Annotated in this window: 16 protein-coding genes; 12 read left to right on the forward strand and 4 right to left on the reverse strand. The window is 45.8% G+C overall.

Annotated features, from left to right (window positions below; translation table 11 throughout):
- Positions 1-22 precede the first annotated feature (22 nt).
- The 12 genes from aroB to AB4263_RS14745 all read left to right on the forward strand — a co-directional run bounded on the left by aroB (position 23) and on the right by AB4263_RS14745 (position 15,525).
- Positions 23-1,111, forward strand: a complete 1,089-nt coding sequence (gene aroB, locus AB4263_RS14690; RefSeq protein WP_017061124.1) for a 3-dehydroquinate synthase — start codon at positions 23-25, stop codon at positions 1,109-1,111.
- A gap of 79 nt (positions 1,112-1,190) precedes the next feature.
- Positions 1,191-2,708 carry an AAA family ATPase gene (locus AB4263_RS14695; RefSeq protein ID WP_017068836.1) on the forward strand — a complete coding sequence of 506 codons (1,518 nt, stop codon included), beginning with the start codon at positions 1,191-1,193 and terminating at the stop codon, positions 2,706-2,708.
- Between the two features lie 69 nt (positions 2,709-2,777).
- Positions 2,778-3,626 (forward strand): Dam family site-specific DNA-(adenine-N6)-methyltransferase, encoded by an 849-nt coding sequence (locus tag AB4263_RS14700; RefSeq protein WP_372098423.1) that lies wholly within the window; start codon positions 2,778-2,780, stop codon positions 3,624-3,626.
- 201 nt (positions 3,627-3,827) lie between these two features.
- Positions 3,828-4,502: a ribulose-phosphate 3-epimerase gene (gene rpe / locus AB4263_RS14705; protein ID WP_010435263.1), complete on the forward strand. Its 675-nt coding sequence runs from the start codon at positions 3,828-3,830 to the stop codon at positions 4,500-4,502.
- A gap of 102 nt (positions 4,503-4,604) precedes the next feature.
- Complete coding sequence (locus AB4263_RS14710) at positions 4,605-5,291, forward strand: phosphoglycolate phosphatase (protein ID WP_372098424.1); 687 nt, start codon at positions 4,605-4,607, stop codon at positions 5,289-5,291.
- A gap of 150 nt (positions 5,292-5,441) precedes the next feature.
- Positions 5,442-6,458: a tryptophan--tRNA ligase gene (gene trpS, locus AB4263_RS14715; RefSeq protein ID WP_016796005.1), complete on the forward strand. Its 1,017-nt coding sequence runs from the start codon at positions 5,442-5,444 to the stop codon at positions 6,456-6,458.
- A 388-nt stretch (positions 6,459-6,846) separates the two neighbouring features.
- Positions 6,847-9,441 carry an ExeM/NucH family extracellular endonuclease gene (locus tag AB4263_RS14720; protein WP_372098425.1) on the forward strand — a complete coding sequence of 865 codons (2,595 nt, stop codon included), beginning with the start codon at positions 6,847-6,849 and terminating at the stop codon, positions 9,439-9,441.
- A gap of 200 nt (positions 9,442-9,641) precedes the next feature.
- Positions 9,642-10,220, forward strand: a complete 579-nt coding sequence (locus AB4263_RS14725; RefSeq protein ID WP_009848915.1) for an aminodeoxychorismate/anthranilate synthase component II — start codon at positions 9,642-9,644, stop codon at positions 10,218-10,220.
- A 464-nt stretch (positions 10,221-10,684) separates the two neighbouring features.
- Complete coding sequence (locus AB4263_RS14730) at positions 10,685-11,896, forward strand: aspartate aminotransferase family protein (RefSeq protein ID WP_372098427.1); 1,212 nt, start codon at positions 10,685-10,687, stop codon at positions 11,894-11,896.
- Between the two features lie 107 nt (positions 11,897-12,003).
- Positions 12,004-13,023, forward strand: a complete 1,020-nt coding sequence (gene astA, locus AB4263_RS14735) for an arginine N-succinyltransferase (protein WP_372098428.1) — start codon at positions 12,004-12,006, stop codon at positions 13,021-13,023.
- A gap of 39 nt (positions 13,024-13,062) precedes the next feature.
- A complete protein-coding gene (gene astD, locus AB4263_RS14740) occupies positions 13,063-14,520 on the forward strand; it encodes a succinylglutamate-semialdehyde dehydrogenase (protein ID WP_372098429.1) in 1,458 nt (485 codons plus the stop codon).
- A 213-nt stretch (positions 14,521-14,733) separates the two neighbouring features.
- The gene (locus tag AB4263_RS14745; RefSeq protein ID WP_372098430.1) at positions 14,734-15,525 is read left to right on the forward strand and encodes a DUF1338 domain-containing protein; all 792 of its coding nucleotides are present in this window, start codon (positions 14,734-14,736) and stop codon (positions 15,523-15,525) included.
- Between the two features lie 183 nt (positions 15,526-15,708).
- Here AB4263_RS14745 and crp read toward each other — a convergent pair whose 3' ends face one another.
- The 4 genes from crp to AB4263_RS14765 form a co-directional block, all read right to left on the reverse strand.
- A complete protein-coding gene (gene crp, locus AB4263_RS14750; protein WP_004729651.1) occupies positions 15,709-16,341 on the reverse strand; it encodes a cAMP-activated global transcriptional regulator CRP in 633 nt (210 codons plus the stop codon).
- Between the two features lie 239 nt (positions 16,342-16,580).
- On the reverse strand, positions 16,581-17,450 hold the full coding sequence (locus AB4263_RS14755; RefSeq protein ID WP_010435210.1) for a phosphoribulokinase: 870 nt from the start codon (positions 17,448-17,450) through the stop codon (positions 16,581-16,583).
- Between the two features lie 77 nt (positions 17,451-17,527).
- Entirely contained in the window at positions 17,528-17,740 is a 213-nt protein-coding gene (locus tag AB4263_RS14760; protein WP_010435208.1) for a YheU family protein, read from the reverse strand.
- Between the two features lie 95 nt (positions 17,741-17,835).
- Entirely contained in the window at positions 17,836-18,828 is a 993-nt protein-coding gene (locus tag AB4263_RS14765; protein ID WP_019825349.1) for a hydrolase, read from the reverse strand.
- Positions 18,829-19,009: the final 181 nt, after the last annotated feature.

Here is a 19,009-nt window from a genome sequence, read left to right on the forward strand (position 1 = left end):
CATTTTTTCGGAGAGCAAACCCATGGAACGGATTACGGTCAATCTAGCTGAGCGTAGCTACCCTATCTCTATTGGCGCCGGGTTATTTGAAGACCCGGCGTACCTTTCTTTTTTATCAGGTAAGCAGAAAGTTGTTGTTATCAGTAATGTGACAGTAGCGCCTCTTTATGCTGATAAAATTTTATCGCTATTGGATCAAGTCGGCTGTCAGACATCTCTTCTCGAGCTGCCAGACGGTGAACAGTACAAAACCCTTGAAACGTTCAATTCAGTGATGAGCTACATGCTTGAAGGAAATTACAGCCGCGATGTGGTGGTGATTGCTTTAGGAGGTGGTGTTATCGGTGACTTGGTCGGTTTTGCTGCCTCTTGTTACCAGCGCGGTATTGATTTCATTCAAATCCCGACGACCCTTCTTTCTCAAGTGGACTCTTCTGTTGGTGGTAAAACCGCAGTAAACCATCCTCTTGGTAAGAATATGATCGGCGCTTTTTACCAACCGAAATCTGTGATCATCGATACCAACTGTTTATCAACGCTTCCAGAGCGTGAGTTTGCAGCGGGCATTGCTGAGGTGATCAAATACGGCATCATTTACGATGAAGCCTTCTTTGATTGGTTGGAGCAGAATCTAGAGAAACTTTATCAACTTGATGAAGAAGCACTGATTACCGCGATTGCTCGTTGTTGTGCAATTAAGGCTGAAGTGGTGGCTCTAGATGAAAAAGAGTCAGGAATCAGAGCGTTATTGAACCTAGGTCATACATTTGGTCATGCGATTGAAGCAGAACTAGGCTATGGTAATTGGCTACATGGTGAAGCTGTGTCGTCAGGCACTGTAATGGCAGCTAAAACAGCTCAATTACAGGGACTGATCTCTCAGCAGCAACTTGAGCGAATTATTTCTATACTCAAGAATGCGAAACTACCAATCCATACGCCAGAAAGCATGTCTTTTGAAGACTTTATGAAGCACATGATGCGCGATAAAAAAGTGCTGTCTGGTCAGTTGCGTTTGGTATTACCAACAAGTATTGGTACTGCTGAAGTGGTTGCTGATGTGCCTCAAGACATCATTAAACAAGCGATCGATTTCTGCCGTACTCTTTAAATTTGGTTGTGAGGTTGCCTAGCTAAACTCTAGGCAACTGAAGCGTTTTACTGATCGATCTTATCAGTAGGGATCCCCAATGAGTTTGGCTCATGAATTAAGAGTATTAGAGTTAGAATCTCAAGTTGAGCTGCTAGAGCGCTTACAGCTTTTGACTAACTTTGGTTCAAACCTTGTGACGGTGGCGGGCAAAGCTGGCTCTGGCCGATCTTGGTTGGCTCAGCGTTATCTTGAAGCATGGTCGACAGAAAAAAATCAGTGTTTACTGCTTTGTCATCCAAGCCAAGACGATCAACAACGCCGTGCGCTCATTCTTAGCCAAATTGTTTCTGATCCCCTGTTTAATCAACATGATTCTTTATCGGATAGCCTAACAAGGTTACTGGATGGAGAACCGTGTAATGTGGTTATCGTCGTTGATGATGCCCAACGACTTTCTGAGCTATTGGTATCCGAATTATGGATGTTGGTACTGGAAGCTCAATCAAACCCTCAATGGACGATCAATATCGTTCTCTTCTCGGAACCTGGCCACTTAGATACGTTATTAACGCGTTTGAGCTACGGTCAACAACACAAACCTATCGATCTTGAGATCGATGACCTTTCGCAACCAGAAGCTGAACATTTCTTTGAATCACTGGTGATTCGATATGTTGATGATGAGTCTGAAACTTGCGTGCGACGTGCGTTTAATAAAGCGCAACCTCTGCCCGGTGAGTTAATGGCTTTAGGAGAATTGAAAGTGGAAAAAAGGATTATTATTCGCTCAATTATTGGCTCACCCATCAATATCGCGATTGTGGTGGCCTTGCTGTTGATTTTAATTGGTGGTGGTTATTGGTGGATGTTCAGTCAACCAACCCCTGACGATAAAGCGCAATCTCTTATCGCTCCGATTGAACAGACAGCTATCCCAACTTTTGAAGTGGAAAGTGGTACCGAGCAAGCTGGAATCGACGGAATGGACGATTCTGAAGCCGAAGCTGACATGAGTTATCAAGGTGCTGATGACGACAGCTCATCTTTGCCACCGACTGTCGTTGAAGATACCGCGAGTGTTGGAGAAGTCGAACAAGATCAGCAGCGTGTCGTAATCACCTCTGATGTGGTTGATGCCTTGCTTGATGATAAACCTGAAAGTGCCGATACCAGTGCGATTGATGCTGCTGTTGAAGAAAACACAGGTGCCGCGGTGAGTTCGCAATCAGATGCAGACAAAGTGGAGTCACAGCCTTCAGCCGATGAAGCAACAGACCTAACACAGTCCACGCCACCGACTAAGAAAATCACATTCTCATTTTCTCGCGAAGAGTTACAAGCTATCTCTCCGCGAGCTTATACTTTGCAGTTGAGTGCGATGACCTCATTGGACGACGTACAGTCTTTCATTGAAGAGTATGACCTTGAGAACAAGGTTCGTATTTACCCAACACTTCGCAACGACACCAAGTGGTTTATTATCACTTATCAAGATTATCCAACGATTCAAGTGGCGAGAGACGCGGTAAGTGCGTTATCAAAACCCCTTCAACAGTTGGAACCTTGGGCAAAATCGATGAATCAAGTACATCGAGAGATAGAACGTGCGAAATAACCCTGAGCTTAGCCTCAAAATATGTTACATTCCGCAGCCTTATTTTTGAGTTGATAGATAGAGCAGTAAATGAAAAAGCAGCGTGCCTTTCTAAAATGGGCTGGTGGTAAATATGGCCTAGTTGAAGACATCCAACGTCACCTGCCACCTGCTCGTAAATTGGTAGAACCGTTTGTCGGTGCCGGCTCAGTATTTCTGAATACTGACTTTGAACAGTACCTGCTTGCAGATATCAATCCCGATCTTATCAACCTGTACAACCTACTTAAAACCGATCCTGAAACTTATATCACGGAAGCGAAGCGCTGGTTCTGTCCTGAGAACAACCGCAAAGAAGCCTTCTTAGATATTCGTGCTGAGTTCAATGGTACAGATAACGTCATGTATCGTTCGTTGGCTTTCTTGTATATGAACCGATTTGGCTTCAATGGCCTATGTCGCTACAACAAGAAGGGCGGTTTTAACGTTCCATTTGGTTCTTATAAAAAACCTTACTTCCCAGAAGCTGAGCTGGAGTTTTTTGCCGAAAAAGCGAAAAAAGCCACCTTTGTCTGTGAGGGCTACCATGAAACCTTTAGCCGCGCGCGCAAAGGCTGTGTGGTTTACTGCGATCCTCCATACGCACCACTGTCGAACACGGCTAACTTTACCTCTTACGCAGGTAATGGCTTTAGCTTAGATGACCAAGCTGCACTGGCGGATGTTGCTGAAAAAGCAGCGATGGAACGCGGTATTCCTGTTTTGATTTCAAACCACGATACGACATTAACTCGTCGCTTATATCATGGTGCGGAGTTGAACGTGGTTAGGGTGAAACGCACCATCAGCCGTAATGGCGCTGGCCGTAATAAAGTTGATGAGCTATTGGCGCTTTTCCATAAAGAGAAAAACCAGCAGCACACATCAGCTGAACAGTAATGGTCAGAATATCCGCCAAACTCATTAAATTGAGTGACCAACGGATACTTTCTTAAACTAATCTTTCGAACTGCTAGGATCTGCTTAGGTGCTTAGGTAGAATTGCACACCAAATAGTCTTGGGATTGAGTCTTGTACTTGTGTATGAGATGTCACCAAGGCGGTGATATTCGCAATTTACTCACTCTTAAGAGGTTTGGTATGAAAGATTTTCTAATCGCTCCATCGATTTTGTCTGCAGATTTTGCTCGTCTTGGTGAAGACGTAGAAAAAGTACTCGCAGCTGGTGCTGATGTTGTGCACTTCGATGTGATGGACAACCACTACGTACCTAACCTGACTTTTGGCGCGCCTATCTGTAAAGCGCTGCGCGACTACGGTATTACGGCTCCTATCGATGTTCACCTTATGGTTAAGCCAGTAGACAGCATCGTGCCTGAGTTTGCTAAAGCCGGCGCATCAATGATTACCTTCCACGTTGAAGCTTCAGAGCACATCGATCGCACTCTACAGCTAATCAAAGAGCACGGCTGTAAAGCGGGTGTGGTTCTTAACCCTGCAACGCCGCTTTCTTGCTTAGATTACATCCTAGACAAAGTAGACATGATTCTACTGATGTCTGTGAACCCAGGCTTCGGCGGTCAATCTTTCATTCCGCACACGCTAGATAAACTACGTGCTGTTCGTAAGCTGATTGATGAGTCAGGCCGTGACATTCGCCTTGAGATTGATGGCGGCGTGAAGGTTGATAACATCCGTGAAATCGCAGAAGCGGGCGCAGATATGTTCGTTGCGGGTTCAGCTATCTTCAATCAACCAGATTACAAAGAAGTGATTGATGAGATGCGTGCAGAGCTTGCAAAAGTAAACGCATAATCGTAAAACTACAGATAGATTGAATATTAAGGGGCTAATTTGCCCCTTTTTTACGTCTTATAGCTCAACTCATAAGACGAACATAATAAATAGGAAAGTAAGATGTCATTAAGCTCAATAAAACTGATCGCCTTTGATTTGGATGGAACCTTGTTAGACAGCGTGCCTGATTTGGCCGTTGCTGCTGACCAAGCTTGTCAGGAGTTGGGCTTCCCTTCAGTGAGCGAAGAACAAGTTCGCGACTACGTAGGTAATGGTGCTGATGTTCTTATCGGACGTTCACTCAGCCGTAACTTGACGGTTGACCCAAGCCTAGAGCCAGAGCTACTGAAAAAAGCACGCATCCTGTTTGATGATTTCTATGAGCAGGGCGGTCACAAGCTAAGTTACCTTTACCCATCGGTTAAAGAGACGCTGGCTGAGCTGGATAAAGCCGGCTTCACTATGGCGCTGGTTACCAACAAGCCATCGAAGTTTGTACCAGACGTACTGGCGCAACACGGTATTGATAAGTACTTTGTTGATGTGTTGGGTGGCGACTCTTTCCCAGAGAAAAAACCGAACCCAGTCGCTCTGAACTGGTTGCTAGAAAAGCACAATGTAAAAGCGGAAAAGATGTTGATGGTTGGCGATTCAAGCAACGACATTAAAGCGGCTAAGAATGCAGGTTGTCACTCGTTTGGTCTGACTTACGGTTATAACCACGGCGAGCCGATTTCAGCATCAAACCCTGACTATGTCGCGGATAACGTCGCGCAATTACTAGATGTCGTTCTAGTTTCAGCATAAAGCGGACAAAAGTTAGCTAACCTACTAGCAAAATACTTATCAATGAGTACACTGGATGAGCCGTACAGAAGAGCTGTGCGGCTTTTCTATATTTAAGTTAAGAAGCTAAGCGTTCAATAAACTTAGCGAATAAGCAAAGGAATTAAAACCATGAGCAAGCCCATCGTATTGAGTGGTGTTCAACCATCTGGTGAACTAAGTATCGGTAACTACTTGGGTGCTCTACGTCAATGGCAACAGATGCAAGATGATTACGATTGCCAATACTGTGTTGTAGACCTTCACGCAATTACGGTTCGCCAAGATCCGAAAGCACTGCATGAAGCGACTCTAGACGCACTAGCAATCTGTCTTGCTGTCGGTGTTGATCCAAAGAAGAGCACGCTATTTGTTCAGTCACACGTACCAGAGCATGCTCAACTTGGTTGGCTTCTTAACTGTTACACACAAATGGGTGAACTGAGCCGTATGACTCAGTTTAAAGATAAGTCTGCACGTCACTCAAACGACGTAAACGTAGGCCTATACGACTACCCAGTGTTGATGGCTGCAGACATCCTGCTTTACGGTGCTCACCAAGTACCTGTAGGTAGCGACCAGAAACAACACCTAGAGCTAGCGCGTGATATCGCAACTCGCTTCAACAACATCTACGGTCCTGAAACGCCAATCTTCCAAGTACCAGAACCTTACATTCCAACAGTGAATGCACGTGTAATGAGCCTGCAAGACGCGACGAAGAAGATGTCTAAGTCGGACGACAACCGTAAGAACGTGATTACTCTGCTAGAAGAGCCTAAGTCGATCATCAAGAAGATCAACAAAGCGCAAACCGATGCAGAAACACCACCACGCATTGCTCACGATTGGGAAAACAAAGCGGGTATCTCTAACCTAATGGGTCTGTACTCTGCAGCGACAGGTAAAACGTTCGAAGAGATCGAAGCGCAGTACCAAGGCGTTGAAATGTACGGTCCGTTCAAGAAAGACGTAGGCGCAGCATTGGTTGAGATGCTTGAGCCGATTCAAGCTGAATATCACCGTATCCGTGCTGACCGTGCCTACATGGACGCAGTAATGAAAGCCGGTGCTGAAAAAGCCTCTGAACGTGCTGCAGTGACACTGAAAAAAGCATACGAAGCAGTAGGTTTTGTTACTCGCCCATAGGGTGAACTAACACAACTCGCTTGAGAATTTGAGCCCAAAGTAGCTGTTGTTTACTTTGGGCTTTTTCATGCCCATTCCATTTGCCTTCCTCGACCTCCCCCCCTTGTTTGAATTGATAATTTACCCAGTATTTAGCTAGCATATCCATCGCTGTAATGCTGTGCAGATGATCTTATTTGGTACCCTCAAGCTTTATAAAATTACACTCGTTTCTATATATGTTGGAAATATATAACGTGCCAAACAATTGATGATTCCAAAGTGATAAGTTCCTCATTTTCTTGCCAACTGACTTATTCCTTTCATAAATAAACCTGATAGTTACCACAAAATACATGACTGCCCATAGATGGCAGTGACTATAACTCGATGAACTCAGGTGAAACGGATGGCTCTTTTACACAAACCTTCATTGCTAGCAGTGGCAATTGGTAGCTTGTTAACTACAAGCGCACACGCTGATTTGTTTATTTCACAATATGTGGAAGGCGGCAGCTATAACAAAGCGGTTGAGATTGCCAATAGTGGCGATAGCAGCATTAGTTTAGATGGTTACTCATTGGCGAAATCTGCCAATGGCAACGGATCATGGGGTGCCACTTTACCTTTAGATGGACACGTTTTAGCACCCGGTGAAGTACTCGTGGTCGCACATTCTAGTGCGAGTGATGAGATTAAGGCGGTCGCTGACATTCTAAATGCTTCATTGGCTAATCATAATGGTGACGACCCGCTAGCTATCTTGAATGCAGATGGTTCGGTGCATGATGTTGTTGGTTTGATGGGCGATGTGGACTGGGGCAAAGATGTTACTTTGGTTCGTGCGACACAAACACCTTCTGCGACGTTTGATGCTTCACAATGGGTATCGCTACCAAAAGACAGTATTGAAGGGCTAGGTTCACTAGACAGCGTTGAGCTGCCAGAAGCCTTTACTTGTACAGAAGATGGCTCAGACCCGGTATTTACCACCATTCAAGAGATCCAAGGCGAAGGTGCAACATCACCGTTCATCGATGGCTACCCGTACATCACCGACGATGAATACTTCGTAAAAGGTGTAGTTAGCGCAGTGACTACTGGCCTAACCAAAGGCTTCTACCTGCAAGCACTTGAGGATGACTTCAACTCAAGCACTTCTGAGGGTCTATTTATTCACACTAACCAGTCAAGCTCAGATTTAGTTGCGGGTGATGTGGTGTGTGTGAAAGGTAAGGTTCAAGAATACTACAGCAACACTCAGCTTAAAGTTGAAAACAACCAATGGCTAAAGCAGGGCGAACAGCAATCCCCTGAAGCGACGGCGATTGAAGTGCTAGACAGTGACGAGAACTTCGCTGCAACGCTTGAACGCTACGAAGGCATGTTGGTGAAAACAACCGAAGCGCTTGATATGCGTGTGACGCGTACCTTTGGTTATGACTACGCAGGTCGTCGTAACAACATGGTACTGGCGCATGAGCGTATTAACATGCAGCCGAACCAGCTTTTCGCCGCGGGATCTGACGAAGCGAAGCAGCAAACTGAAGACAACGCAGACCGCCGTCTTTTCGTTGAAACCGATCAAAAAGCGGCTGATGGACAAGTCCCTTTCTACCCAGATTTTGGCCGCACTGATATCGACCAAGATGGTTCAACAGAAGATTACATCCGCATTGATGACACCATTGTTGGCCTAGAAGGCGTGCTGACTTACAGCTACGGTGAGTACCGTTTAATTGCGACTAACCAGATCTCGGCTGAAAACTATGTGCGTAACGATCCGCGTACCGACAAACCAGACATGGATGAAGGCGACCTACGTATTGCGACCTTCAACGTATTGAACTACTTCAACTCTCCATTTGGTGGCGACGCGAATCAGCACGGCAATAACCGTGGCGCGAACACCATCACTGAGTTTGAGATGCAGCAAGAGAAGATTGTGAACGCGATTCTTCGCTTAGATGCAGACATCATTGGCTTGATGGAAATTGAGAACAATGGCTTTGGTGAAGGCTCTGCCATTCAGCAACTTGTAAACCAACTGAATGATCGCATTGAGCGTAAGAAAGACCGTTATACCTTTGTGGCTGTCGACTCGAACGAAGACGGCGTAACCGACGAGATGGACTCTATTGGTACTGACGTTATCACAACGGGTGTTATCTACCGTAAGAAGGTGGTTAAGCTTAAAGACAGCCGTGTTATCGCGATGCCAAGCCAACAAGCACCAGAGGTGTTAGACGATTCAGGCAAGGTGATTGAAGACGGTAAGAACTACCAACGTGACTCATTGGCGCCAACCTTTAAAGTTAAAGGCACCAAAGAGAAACTCACCGTAGCGATCAACCACTTTAAATCGAAAGGCTCTAAGTGTTGGGAAGATGCTGCTCCGATTGAGCAGGGCGGCCAAGGCGGCGTTGATGCCGATAAGCAAGGTTCATGTGAGAACTTCCGTGTTGCTGCGGCGGTTGCATTAGGTGAAGCGCTCGATGGCATCAAAGGTCACAAAGTGATCCTGGGTGATATGAACTCGTACGGCATGGAAGATCCAATGCTGGTGCTAACCGATTACTCGGAAGAGAAATACGGCAAGCAGATCAAAGCAGCTCGTAATACCTACATTGATGGTGTTGAGCAGTTTGGTGATAGCGGTGCGGTGATTACGAAGAACTACGGTTATATCAATGCTGTGGCTCAAAAGCACCCAGACAGCTGGAGCTACTCATACAATGATGAAGTTGGCGCTCTAGACCACCTGCTGATCAGCGAAAGCCTGAAAGATAGGGTTGTCGATGCTACCGATTGGCACATCAATGGTGGTGAGTCGACGTTGTTTGACTACAACGAAGAGTACAAAGGTGACCTACCTAAGTACCAAGATCACTTCCGTTCATCGGATCATGATCCTGCCGTTCTTGAGCTAAGAGTAGGCGGTTCATTTGGCTTCGGTGCTCTTATGTCACTATTTGGCTTAGCAATGTGGCGTCGTCGTAAGTAGCTCAATCACAAATAGATTGGCTTGCCATACAAGTAAGCCAATTCAGATAACTTAACGCTATCTGTAAACAATTAAGGTCAACTTAGGTTGGCCTTAATTATTGGCGAAATGCAGTTTCCACTTGCCTTTCGCTATGGGTATTGCACAATACCGCCCCTATATCTCCCAATCCTTTAGTATTTAGCAAACGATTTCGACCCATGTTACTTATCATCGATAACTACGACTCTTTTACCTATAACTTGTATCAGTATTTCTGTGAGTTAGGGGTAACTGTAAAAGTTGTTCGCAACGATGAGATTGATATTGCGGGCATCGAAGCGCTAAATCCTAGCCATCTTGTTATCTCGCCGGGCCCATGTACGCCCGATGATGCGGGAATTTCGCTGCAGGTGATTGAACACTTCGTTGGTAAGCTGCCGATCTTAGGTGTGTGTCTTGGTCATCAAGCCATTGCTCAAGTCTTTGGTGGTGAAGTGGTGAGAGCCAGACAAGTGATGCATGGTAAAACCTCTCCGATCCGTCACAACGGTAAGAGCGTTTTTCAAGGTCTCAATAATCCTCTGACTGTGACTCGTTACCACTCTTTAGTGGTGAAAAATGGTACGCTCCCTGATTGCTTTGAACTCACTTCTTGGACAGAGTTTGAAGATGGCAGTATGGATGAGATCATGGGTTATCAACACAAAACCTTGCCGATTGATGCCGTCCAATTTCACCCTGAATCGATTAAAACAGAGCAAGGACACCAGCTTCTTGCTAACTTCTTAGCGCGTTGAGTGTTTAAATTTGGCTTTTCATTCGTTCAAATAAGCCAGTTAAACGTATTACCTCGTTCGTTAAGCGTTTTAATTCGGGCGCGCCGCGTCTTCATCCCTCTGACGCCGATCACTTTTTATAACATTTCTCCCTCTTCAGGCTAAGTTTTTAGTCTATGCAATATTATTCGCCTTATTTCCTCTCGAACCCCTTATACCGCTGTACCAGTAAGGCTTTGCTGTTGCTGGTTATACGTTTAGGTAAAAAAAGCTTCATAAAACAGATTGTTTGATGCATAAATAGTCATAGGTAGTGACGTTTAGCTGGTTGTAAGGGATGGCTAAAGAATAATCTACTATTGAAAAGGTTAATTAAATGTAAATATAATGCTGCAGCGGGATTATGGCGAGACAAAATATCCTTGTCTCACTTATGAACCATTACGCTTATTTGCGAAGCTTGCGGTATCGAGAAGGAATGTACGATGACAGTGGAAAATAAAGTAGAACGTAGTCTGTTTAATGAGGTGATGGTGCCTTGTTATAACCCAATGGAAATGATCCCAGTAAAAGGGGAAGGCGCACGCGTTTGGGACCAACAAGGCCGAGAGTATATCGACTTTGCTGGTGGTATCGCTGTGAGCTGTTTGGGTCACTGTCACCCAGCAATGGTTAATGCTGTTACCGAGCAAGCAAACAAGATTTGGCACCTAAGTAATGTAATGACTAACGAACCTGCACTGCGTCTAGCGAAGAAGCTAACTGACGTATGTTTTGCAGAAAAAGTATTCTTTGCGAACTCTGGTGCAGAAGCGAACGAAGCAGCACTTAAGCTAGCTCGTCGTTGGGCTGCGGATGTTCACGGTCCTGAGAAATCTGAAATCATTGCATTCAAACAAGGTTTCCACGGTCGTACTTTCTTTACTGTAACCGTTGGTGGTCAAGAAGCTTACTCAGATGGCTTCGGTCCAAAACCTGGCGATGTAACTCACCTACCTTACAACGATATTGCCGCTCTAGAAGCGCATATCTCTGATCGCACTTGTGCCATCATGATGGAACCTCTGCAAGGCGAGGGCGGTATCATCTCTCCAACGGCTGAGTTCGTGAATACGGTTCGTGAACTGTGTGACAAGCACAATGCATTGTTGATTTTTGATGAAGTACAAACAGGTAATGGTCGTACTGGTAACTTCTATGCTTACCAAGGTCTGGGCGTGACGCCAGACATTCTAAGCACAGCGAAGTCTCTAGGTGGCGGTTTCCCTATCGGCGCAATGCTGACGACGTCTGAACTGGCTACACACCTTAAGGTTGGTACGCACGGTTCTACATACGGTGGTAACCCACTGGCGTGTGCGGTAGCTGAAGCAGTGGTTGACGTAGTTAGCCAACCTGAGACTCTAGAAGGCGTAAAAGAGCGTGAAGCGCTATTCCGTGATGGTCTAACTAAGATTAACGACAAATACCAAATTTTCAGTGAGATTCGTGGTAAAGGCCTATTGTTAGGTGCTGCACTGAATGACGAATGGCAAGGGCGTGCGCGTGACGTATTAGTAGCAGCAGGCGAGCAAGGCCTAATGGTACTGGTTGCGGGTGCAAACGTGGTTCGTTTCACGCCATCACTGGTTATCACTACACAAGAAATTGAAGAAGGTTTATCAAAACTAGACAAAGCAATCGCTACGCTAGTTTAGCCTGAGCGGCGTCATAGGAATGATCGCCATTAGAGCGATCCCATGACGTACTGCTAAAGGCCCAAGATTCTCGTTTTGGGCCTGTTTTGCATCTGGAGGGAATATTGATGCTAGTTGTTCGCCCAATAAAATTATCTGATTACGATGCGTTGCATACCTGCGCGGTTGAATCTGGTCACGGATTCACATCTCTTCCGGTTAACGAAGAACTGTTAACCAACCGTATTACTCACTCTGAATACAGCTTTGCCAAACCAGACGTGACTGAACCTGGTGATGAAGGCTACCTAATGGTTGGCTTCGACACTGAAACGGGAGAAGTCGCAGGCACGACAGGCATCGAAGCCTCAATTGGCTGGGATGTGCCTTTTTACTCGTACCACATCAGTAAAGTGGTTCACTCTTCACAGCGCCTTAAAGTGAATAACGTGGTTAAGCTGTTGACGTTTGGTAATAACTACACAGGCTGCAGCGAAATTTGTACGCTGTTCTTACGTCCTGATTACCGCAAAGGCTTAAACGGTCGACTGATGTCTAAGTGTCGTTTCCTACTGATGGCTGAGCACCCAGAGCGTTTCTCAAAAACGATCTTTGCTGAGATGCGTGGTGTATCAGATGCGGAAGGCAATTCTCCTTTCTGGCAATGGCTGCAAGAACATTTCTTCTCGATTGACTTCACGCTTGCCGATTACCTAACCGGTATTGGTAAGAAAGGCTTCATTGCTGACCTAATGCCTAAGCTACCTATCTACGTGAACCTACTGAGCAAAGAAGCTCAAGCGGTGATCGGAGAGGTACATGACAATACGCGCCCTGCACTTAAGTTGCTGGAACGTGAAGGTTTCACCAACCGTGGTTATGTCGACATCTTTGATGCAGGCCCAACGGTTGAGTGTGATCTAAGAAACATCGAATCTGTGCGTCACTCAATTCGAGCACAGGTTCAAATTGCAGAGCACTCTAGCTCTAAAGACTTCCTAATTGGTAATACCTCGTTTGAGAACTTCCGCGCAGTAGCCGCGAAAGGTGCGTATGACCAAGCAAGCGACACAGTGATTTTATCATCTGAAGTAGCAAGCGCTCTTGAAGTAAAAGAAGGCGAATTCGTTCGCATGTTGGCTCAATAAGAGCGGCGATTATCTGTCGAAGATTTTAAGGATAGAAGTATGACTCAGTGGATAGCAGGACAGTGGGTGGAAGGTCAAGGTGACGCCATGACATCAGTAAGCCCATACAACAATGAAGTAGTGTGGCAGGGTGATAGCGCGACACCAGCACAGGTTGAATCTGCAGTAGCAGCAGCTCGTGAAGCCTTCTTGGTTTGGAAAAAACTGAGCTTTGCAGAGCGTGAAGCGATCGTGTTGAACTTTGCTGAGAAAGTTAAAGAGAACAGCGAAGAAATCGCGCAAATCATCGCGAAAGAGACGGGTAAACCGATTTGGGAAACTCGCACTGAAGCGGGCGCAATGGCGGGCAAGATTGCTATTTCAATTCGTGCTTACCATGAGCGTACCGGTGAAGCTTCTCGTGAAGCGGCAGGCAACCAGATTGTACTGCGTCACCGTCCATTAGGCGTGATGGCAGTATTTGGTCCTTATAACTTCCCTGGTCACCTACCTAACGGTCATATTGTTCCTGCACTGCTATCGGGTAATACCGTGGTATTTAAGCCTTCAGAGCAGACACCTTGGACGGGTGAGTTTGCGATGAAATTATGGCAAGAAGCGGGTCTTCCTGCTGGCGTAATCAACCTAGTACAAGGCGCTAAAGAGACAGGTATCGCACTGGCCGATGCTAAAGGTCTTGATGGCGTGCTGTTCACAGGTAGTGCTAATACGGGGCATATCCTTCACCGTCAATTCGCGGGCCAACCGGGCAAGATGCTGGCACTAGAGATGGGTGGCAATAACCCTATGGTGATCAGTGACCAATATGGTGACGCAGACGCAACGGTATACACCATTATCCAATCGGCGTTCATCAGTGCGGGTCAACGTTGTACATGTGCTCGTCGTTTGTACGTGCCTGTTGGCGAGAAGGGGGATCTGCTACTCGATAAGCTGGTCGCAGCGACGCAAAAGATTCGTGTTGATCAGCCATTCGCTGAACCAGCACCCTTCATGGGTCCTCAGATCTCTGAAGCTGCGGCTAAGTTCATTCTGGACGCGCAAGCGAATCTACAATCGTTAGGCGGCGTCAGCCTAGTAGAAGCAAAAGCGGGTCAAGCGGCGTTTGTTTCTCCGGGTATTATCGACGCAACCAACATTGCTGAGCTGCCGGATGAAGAGTACTTCGGTCCACTGCTACAAGTGGTTCGTTACCAATCGCTAAAGCAAGCGGTTGAATTAGCTAACGACACACGCTTTGGTTTATCTGCTGGCCTAGTATCAACAGATGATTCTGAATGGGAATACTTCGTTGACCATATCCGTGCGGGTATTGTTAACCGTAACCGTCAGCTAACAGGCGCAAGTGGTGATGCACCATTTGGTGGTCCGGGTGCTTCAGGCAACCTACGCCCAAGTGCTTACTATGCGGCGGACTACTGTGCTTATCCTATGGCTTCAATGGAAGGCGGTGAAACTCAACTTCCAGCAACGTTTAGCCCGGGTATTGAGCTTTAATTTAGGCTAATGAGTCTTAGGCTCATGCGTTAAGCTTGAAATAGGGAAGTGGTGTTATCGCTTTCCTTTTCCATCACGTCCGACACCTAGATTGGGCGGTAGATAATAATAGAAAAAGTATGTCACAGGCTGATGGCTGCTGACTCTGTGTCTCAGCCTCTCCCTCTCTTATCCAAATTACTAGCTTGCTAGAACCTTTGACAAGGAGTCACCATGACGCCCGATCTACTCTTTAAATCACTTTGGGACGATTACATTCACAGGCTTTGTCCATCGGCCGAGAAAGTGCATCACTTGCTGAAAGAAGACGAAGCGCTGATTAATGATCACATTGCATTGCGTACTTTCAATGTTGCTTCTTTGGGTATTGAAACATTAGCGAAGCCTTTCCTAGAGTTAGGCTATAAGGCGTGTGGCGACTACTTGTTTGAGAGCAAGAAGTTGGTGGCTAAGCATTACGAGCACCCAGATCCAAAACAACCAAAAGTGTTCATTAGTGAGTTGAAGGTAGAAGAGTGTTCAAGTGACTTGCAACAGATCGTTGCTAAGTTGGTTGAGCAAGTGGACTCAAGTAAGCTTCAAGGTCATGAGTTCTTGTTTGGTGGTCGTCTTTGGGATTTGAGCTTCGCTGACTTCCAAGTACTAGCGAACGAGAGCGAATACGCGTCTTGGCTCGCGGCTCATGGATATGGTGCAAACCACTTTACGGTGAGTGTGAACCAGCTAAATGAATTTGATGAAGTGCAGGCGGTGAATGACTACCTGAGCGAGTCAGGCTTCACAATCAATGCATCTGGCGGTCAGGTTAAAGGCTCTCCAGAGGTCTTATTAGAGCAATCATCAACAATGGCAGACAAAGTCCCAGTTTCATTTGTTGAAGGCAATGAGATGATTCCTGGCGGCTTCTATGAGTTCGCTAAGCGTTATGCGATGGTCAACGGTGAGCTTTACACAGGTTTTGTTGCAGCATCAGCTGACAAAATCTTTGAGAGCACCAACGGTTAACAAAAGGTACGAGCACGGACTTTGTCCTAGAGATTCGAGTACGCTTCGCTTCGAGGAAGTTTACAAATAGGATTCTGTGAGTTTTTATCGTATCTCGCATCTGCTCTCTGGGTCTTCAGAAAACAAAAAAGCCACCAAATTCGCATTTGGTGGCTTTCAAATTTTTGGCTCAGTTAATCGAGATTAACGAGTGCCGTATACCACGATAGTTTTACCGTGTGCAGAAATTAGGTTCTGCTCTTCTAGCATCTTCAAGATACGACCAACGGTCTCACGAGAACAACCAACGATCTGGCCAATCTCTTGACGAGTGATCTTGATTTGCATGCCGTCAGGGTGAGTCATTGCATCTGGCTGTTTCGCTAGGTTTAGTAGCGTTTGAGCGATACGACCTGTTACATCAAGGAACGCTAAGTCACCAACCTTTTGGCTAGTTACTTGTAGACGGTTTGCCATTTGCGCTGAAAGGCGCATTAGGATATCTGGGTTCACTTGGATAAGTTGACGGAATTTCTTGAAAGAAATTTCAGCTACTTCACAAGGAGATTTAGCACGAACCCAAGCTGTACGCTCTTGGTCTTCTTCGAACAAGCCAAGCTCACCGATGAAGTCGCCTTGGTTTAGGTAAGAAAGAATCATTTCCTTACCTTCTTCGTCTTTGATAAGAACTGCCACAGAACCTTTAACGATGTAGTACAAGGTTTCTGCCTTTTCACCAGCATGAATCAAAGTACTTTTTGAAGGGTACTTATGAATATGACAGTGTGAAAGGAACCACTCTAATGTTGGATCGGTTTGAGGTTTACCTAGAACCATAATATCTCACTTCCTCTGCAGGGTATGCTTGCCGCTTTCCGTATTTTAGCTAAGCCTTGATTGACTTGTAGGATAAGAGCACTCGTTGAGTGCTGCAAGCTATCTTGTGTTTCGTTTAAGAATAGTATCCTTTTTCAGGTACTATTTCTTGATTTTAATCGTGACCAAGCTACGATTTTTTACGCAAAATTGTGCACATGATCACGGTATGAAAAGTAATCAACCAGAATGTCGTTTTGTTAACCTATTTTTCCGGTTTCGATGAGTTGTTGCAGGATTGGCCTCACAATGAGCTCCATAGCAAAACTCATCTTGCCGCCTGGCACTACTAGCGTGTTATGACGAGACATAAACGAGCCATCAATCATAGCCAGAAGGTAGGGGAAATCGACGTTTTTGATGCCACGCAAACGTATAACTACGAAGCTTTCGTCTAAACTTGGAATCCCTTTGGCGTTGAGAGGGTTAGATGTATCTACGGTTGGAACACGCTGAAAGTTGATGTGAGTGCGCGAAAATTGCGGGGTAATGTAGTTAAGGTAATCATCCATCGAACGAACAATGGAATCCATTACGGCTTCGCGTGAGTGGCCACGATCGCGGGTGTCACGAACGAATTTTTGAATCCACTCTAGGTTTACGATAGGTACCATGCCAATCAGCAAATCGACGTGTTGAGAAACGTTAATGTCGCCATCAACCACACCGCCGTGCAGGCCTTCGTAAAACATCACATCGGAGTTTTCAGGGATCTCTTGCCATGGCGTGAAGGTGCCCGGCATTTGATTGTAAGGCACGGCTTCATCGAAGGTGTGTAGGTAGCTTCTTACTTTACCTGTACCTTCGTTACCGTATTTACGGAAGAACTCTTCTAGCGCACCAAAGTCGTTGGCTTGAGGACCAAAGTAGCTGATGTGCTTACCTTGCTCGCGCGCTTTACGGATCTCGACATCCATCTCTGGGCGAGTGAAGCGATGGAAACTATCCCCTTCAACCCAAGCGGCCTTCACGTCCATCATATTGAACATTTTACGGAAGGCTTCTGAGGTGGTGGTGGTGCCGGCTCCAGATGAACCCGTCACCGCAATAATTGGATGTTTAGCGGACATGACAACCCTTGTCTTTTGAGTAACTTACTTGTTAGCAATCGTTTACCACTATAACACGGCTCCTTTATGAGCGCAGCTTAGAAGCGTTTTGTGACTTGAATATCAACGGTTTCATGGAGCTCAGAAAACACAATGCTGACTTCTCCTGAAGCTAATTGATGTTTCACTTGATCAATCTTGTTTTGCAGTGAAACCTCTACGTCGCCGTAGTCTGTGCCTTCACGCAGCACGAACTCTTTGATGAGGTTTTCCAGTGTCTCTGGCGCAATGTCTTGCCATGGGATGATCATAAATACTTCTCTCTTTTATGTTCATAAATAGGTTTATTGATGTAGAAATGCGTGTGCTTAGTATTGTTTTACTTCTATTTACTAAGGCTCGGTCATTATGCCGAATCTTGGATACTTTCATAGTAGGCAGGCAAGGCTTCTTCTAACCAAAACCTTGGCTTGAGTGTACTGCCAGTAATAAACCCAACATGGCCGCCTTTTTGAAACAGTCGATAATCGATGTTATCGGGCAGAACAAATTTTGGGATCACATCATCGGTCATGAAAGGGTCGTCTTTGGCATGAATGATCTGAGTCGGTAGTTTGATCTTATTGAGCTTAGGCAGCGCAGAACATTGCGCATAATAATCTTGGGCATTTTTGAAGCCGTGCAGAGGCGCAGTGATTCGCTCATCAAACTCATACAGTTTGGTGATGTTCTTGATGGCTTCAGCGGTGATGCCAAGTTTTTCCTGCAGCAGGTTAACCTTTTTTAGCGCATTCGATTTTAGAGAGTTGAGCAGGTACTTCTTATAGAGCTTGGAGAAACCACGCTCAATACGACTAGAGCAACACGCTAAGTCAAAAGGAGCAGATACGATGGTCGCCGCCGACAGCAATGGGTCGTCTGCGTACTCAGCCAAATAGTTCGCCAGCATGTTTCCACCTAAAGATATGCCAACCGCAACCTTAGGGTTATTCGGAAACTGGGCGTGCAGGTGTCTTAGAAAAAAGCGCGCATCTTCGACTTCACCTGAATGGTAAGCGCGAGCCAGGCGATTGGGTTTTCCGCTGCAGCCTCTGAAGTGCATCATCACGGACAACCAACCATCTTTAGCAAACGCATTCATTAATCCATTGGCATAAGGGCTCTCAAAGCTACCTTCTAAACCGTGGAATAGAACGAATATCGGCTTGCTACTGCGATCATTTTTATTTGAGGTGTCACCGTCTGGTGATTCGCTCCAAGCAAGATCAAGAAAGTCACCATCGGGTGTTTCTAAGGTTTGCCAGTGAGGATGAAACAGCGCCTGCTTCCTAATAAACCGTGGCACTAAGGTTTGTAAGTGCGGATTAGAGAGACCAGCAGCTGCGGTAAATATTGTCATAAAAACGATCCATGCTTCTTTATACGGGTTTTGATAACGTGTTGAGTTTGTAACGAAACGCCCACGTTTTTATTTGAGCTTGGTTGATTCTCGGCATAAGCGCAAGGCTTCACTTATACGAGATACAAAAACAGGCTATGGGTAACCGTTTGAATAATATCAAGGTTAAGCTTGGATCTTG

Source organism: Vibrio sp. 10N.261.55.C5 (genome assembly GCF_041470505.1).
Classification (GTDB): Bacteria; Pseudomonadota; Gammaproteobacteria; order Enterobacterales; family Vibrionaceae; genus Vibrio; species Vibrio crassostreae_C.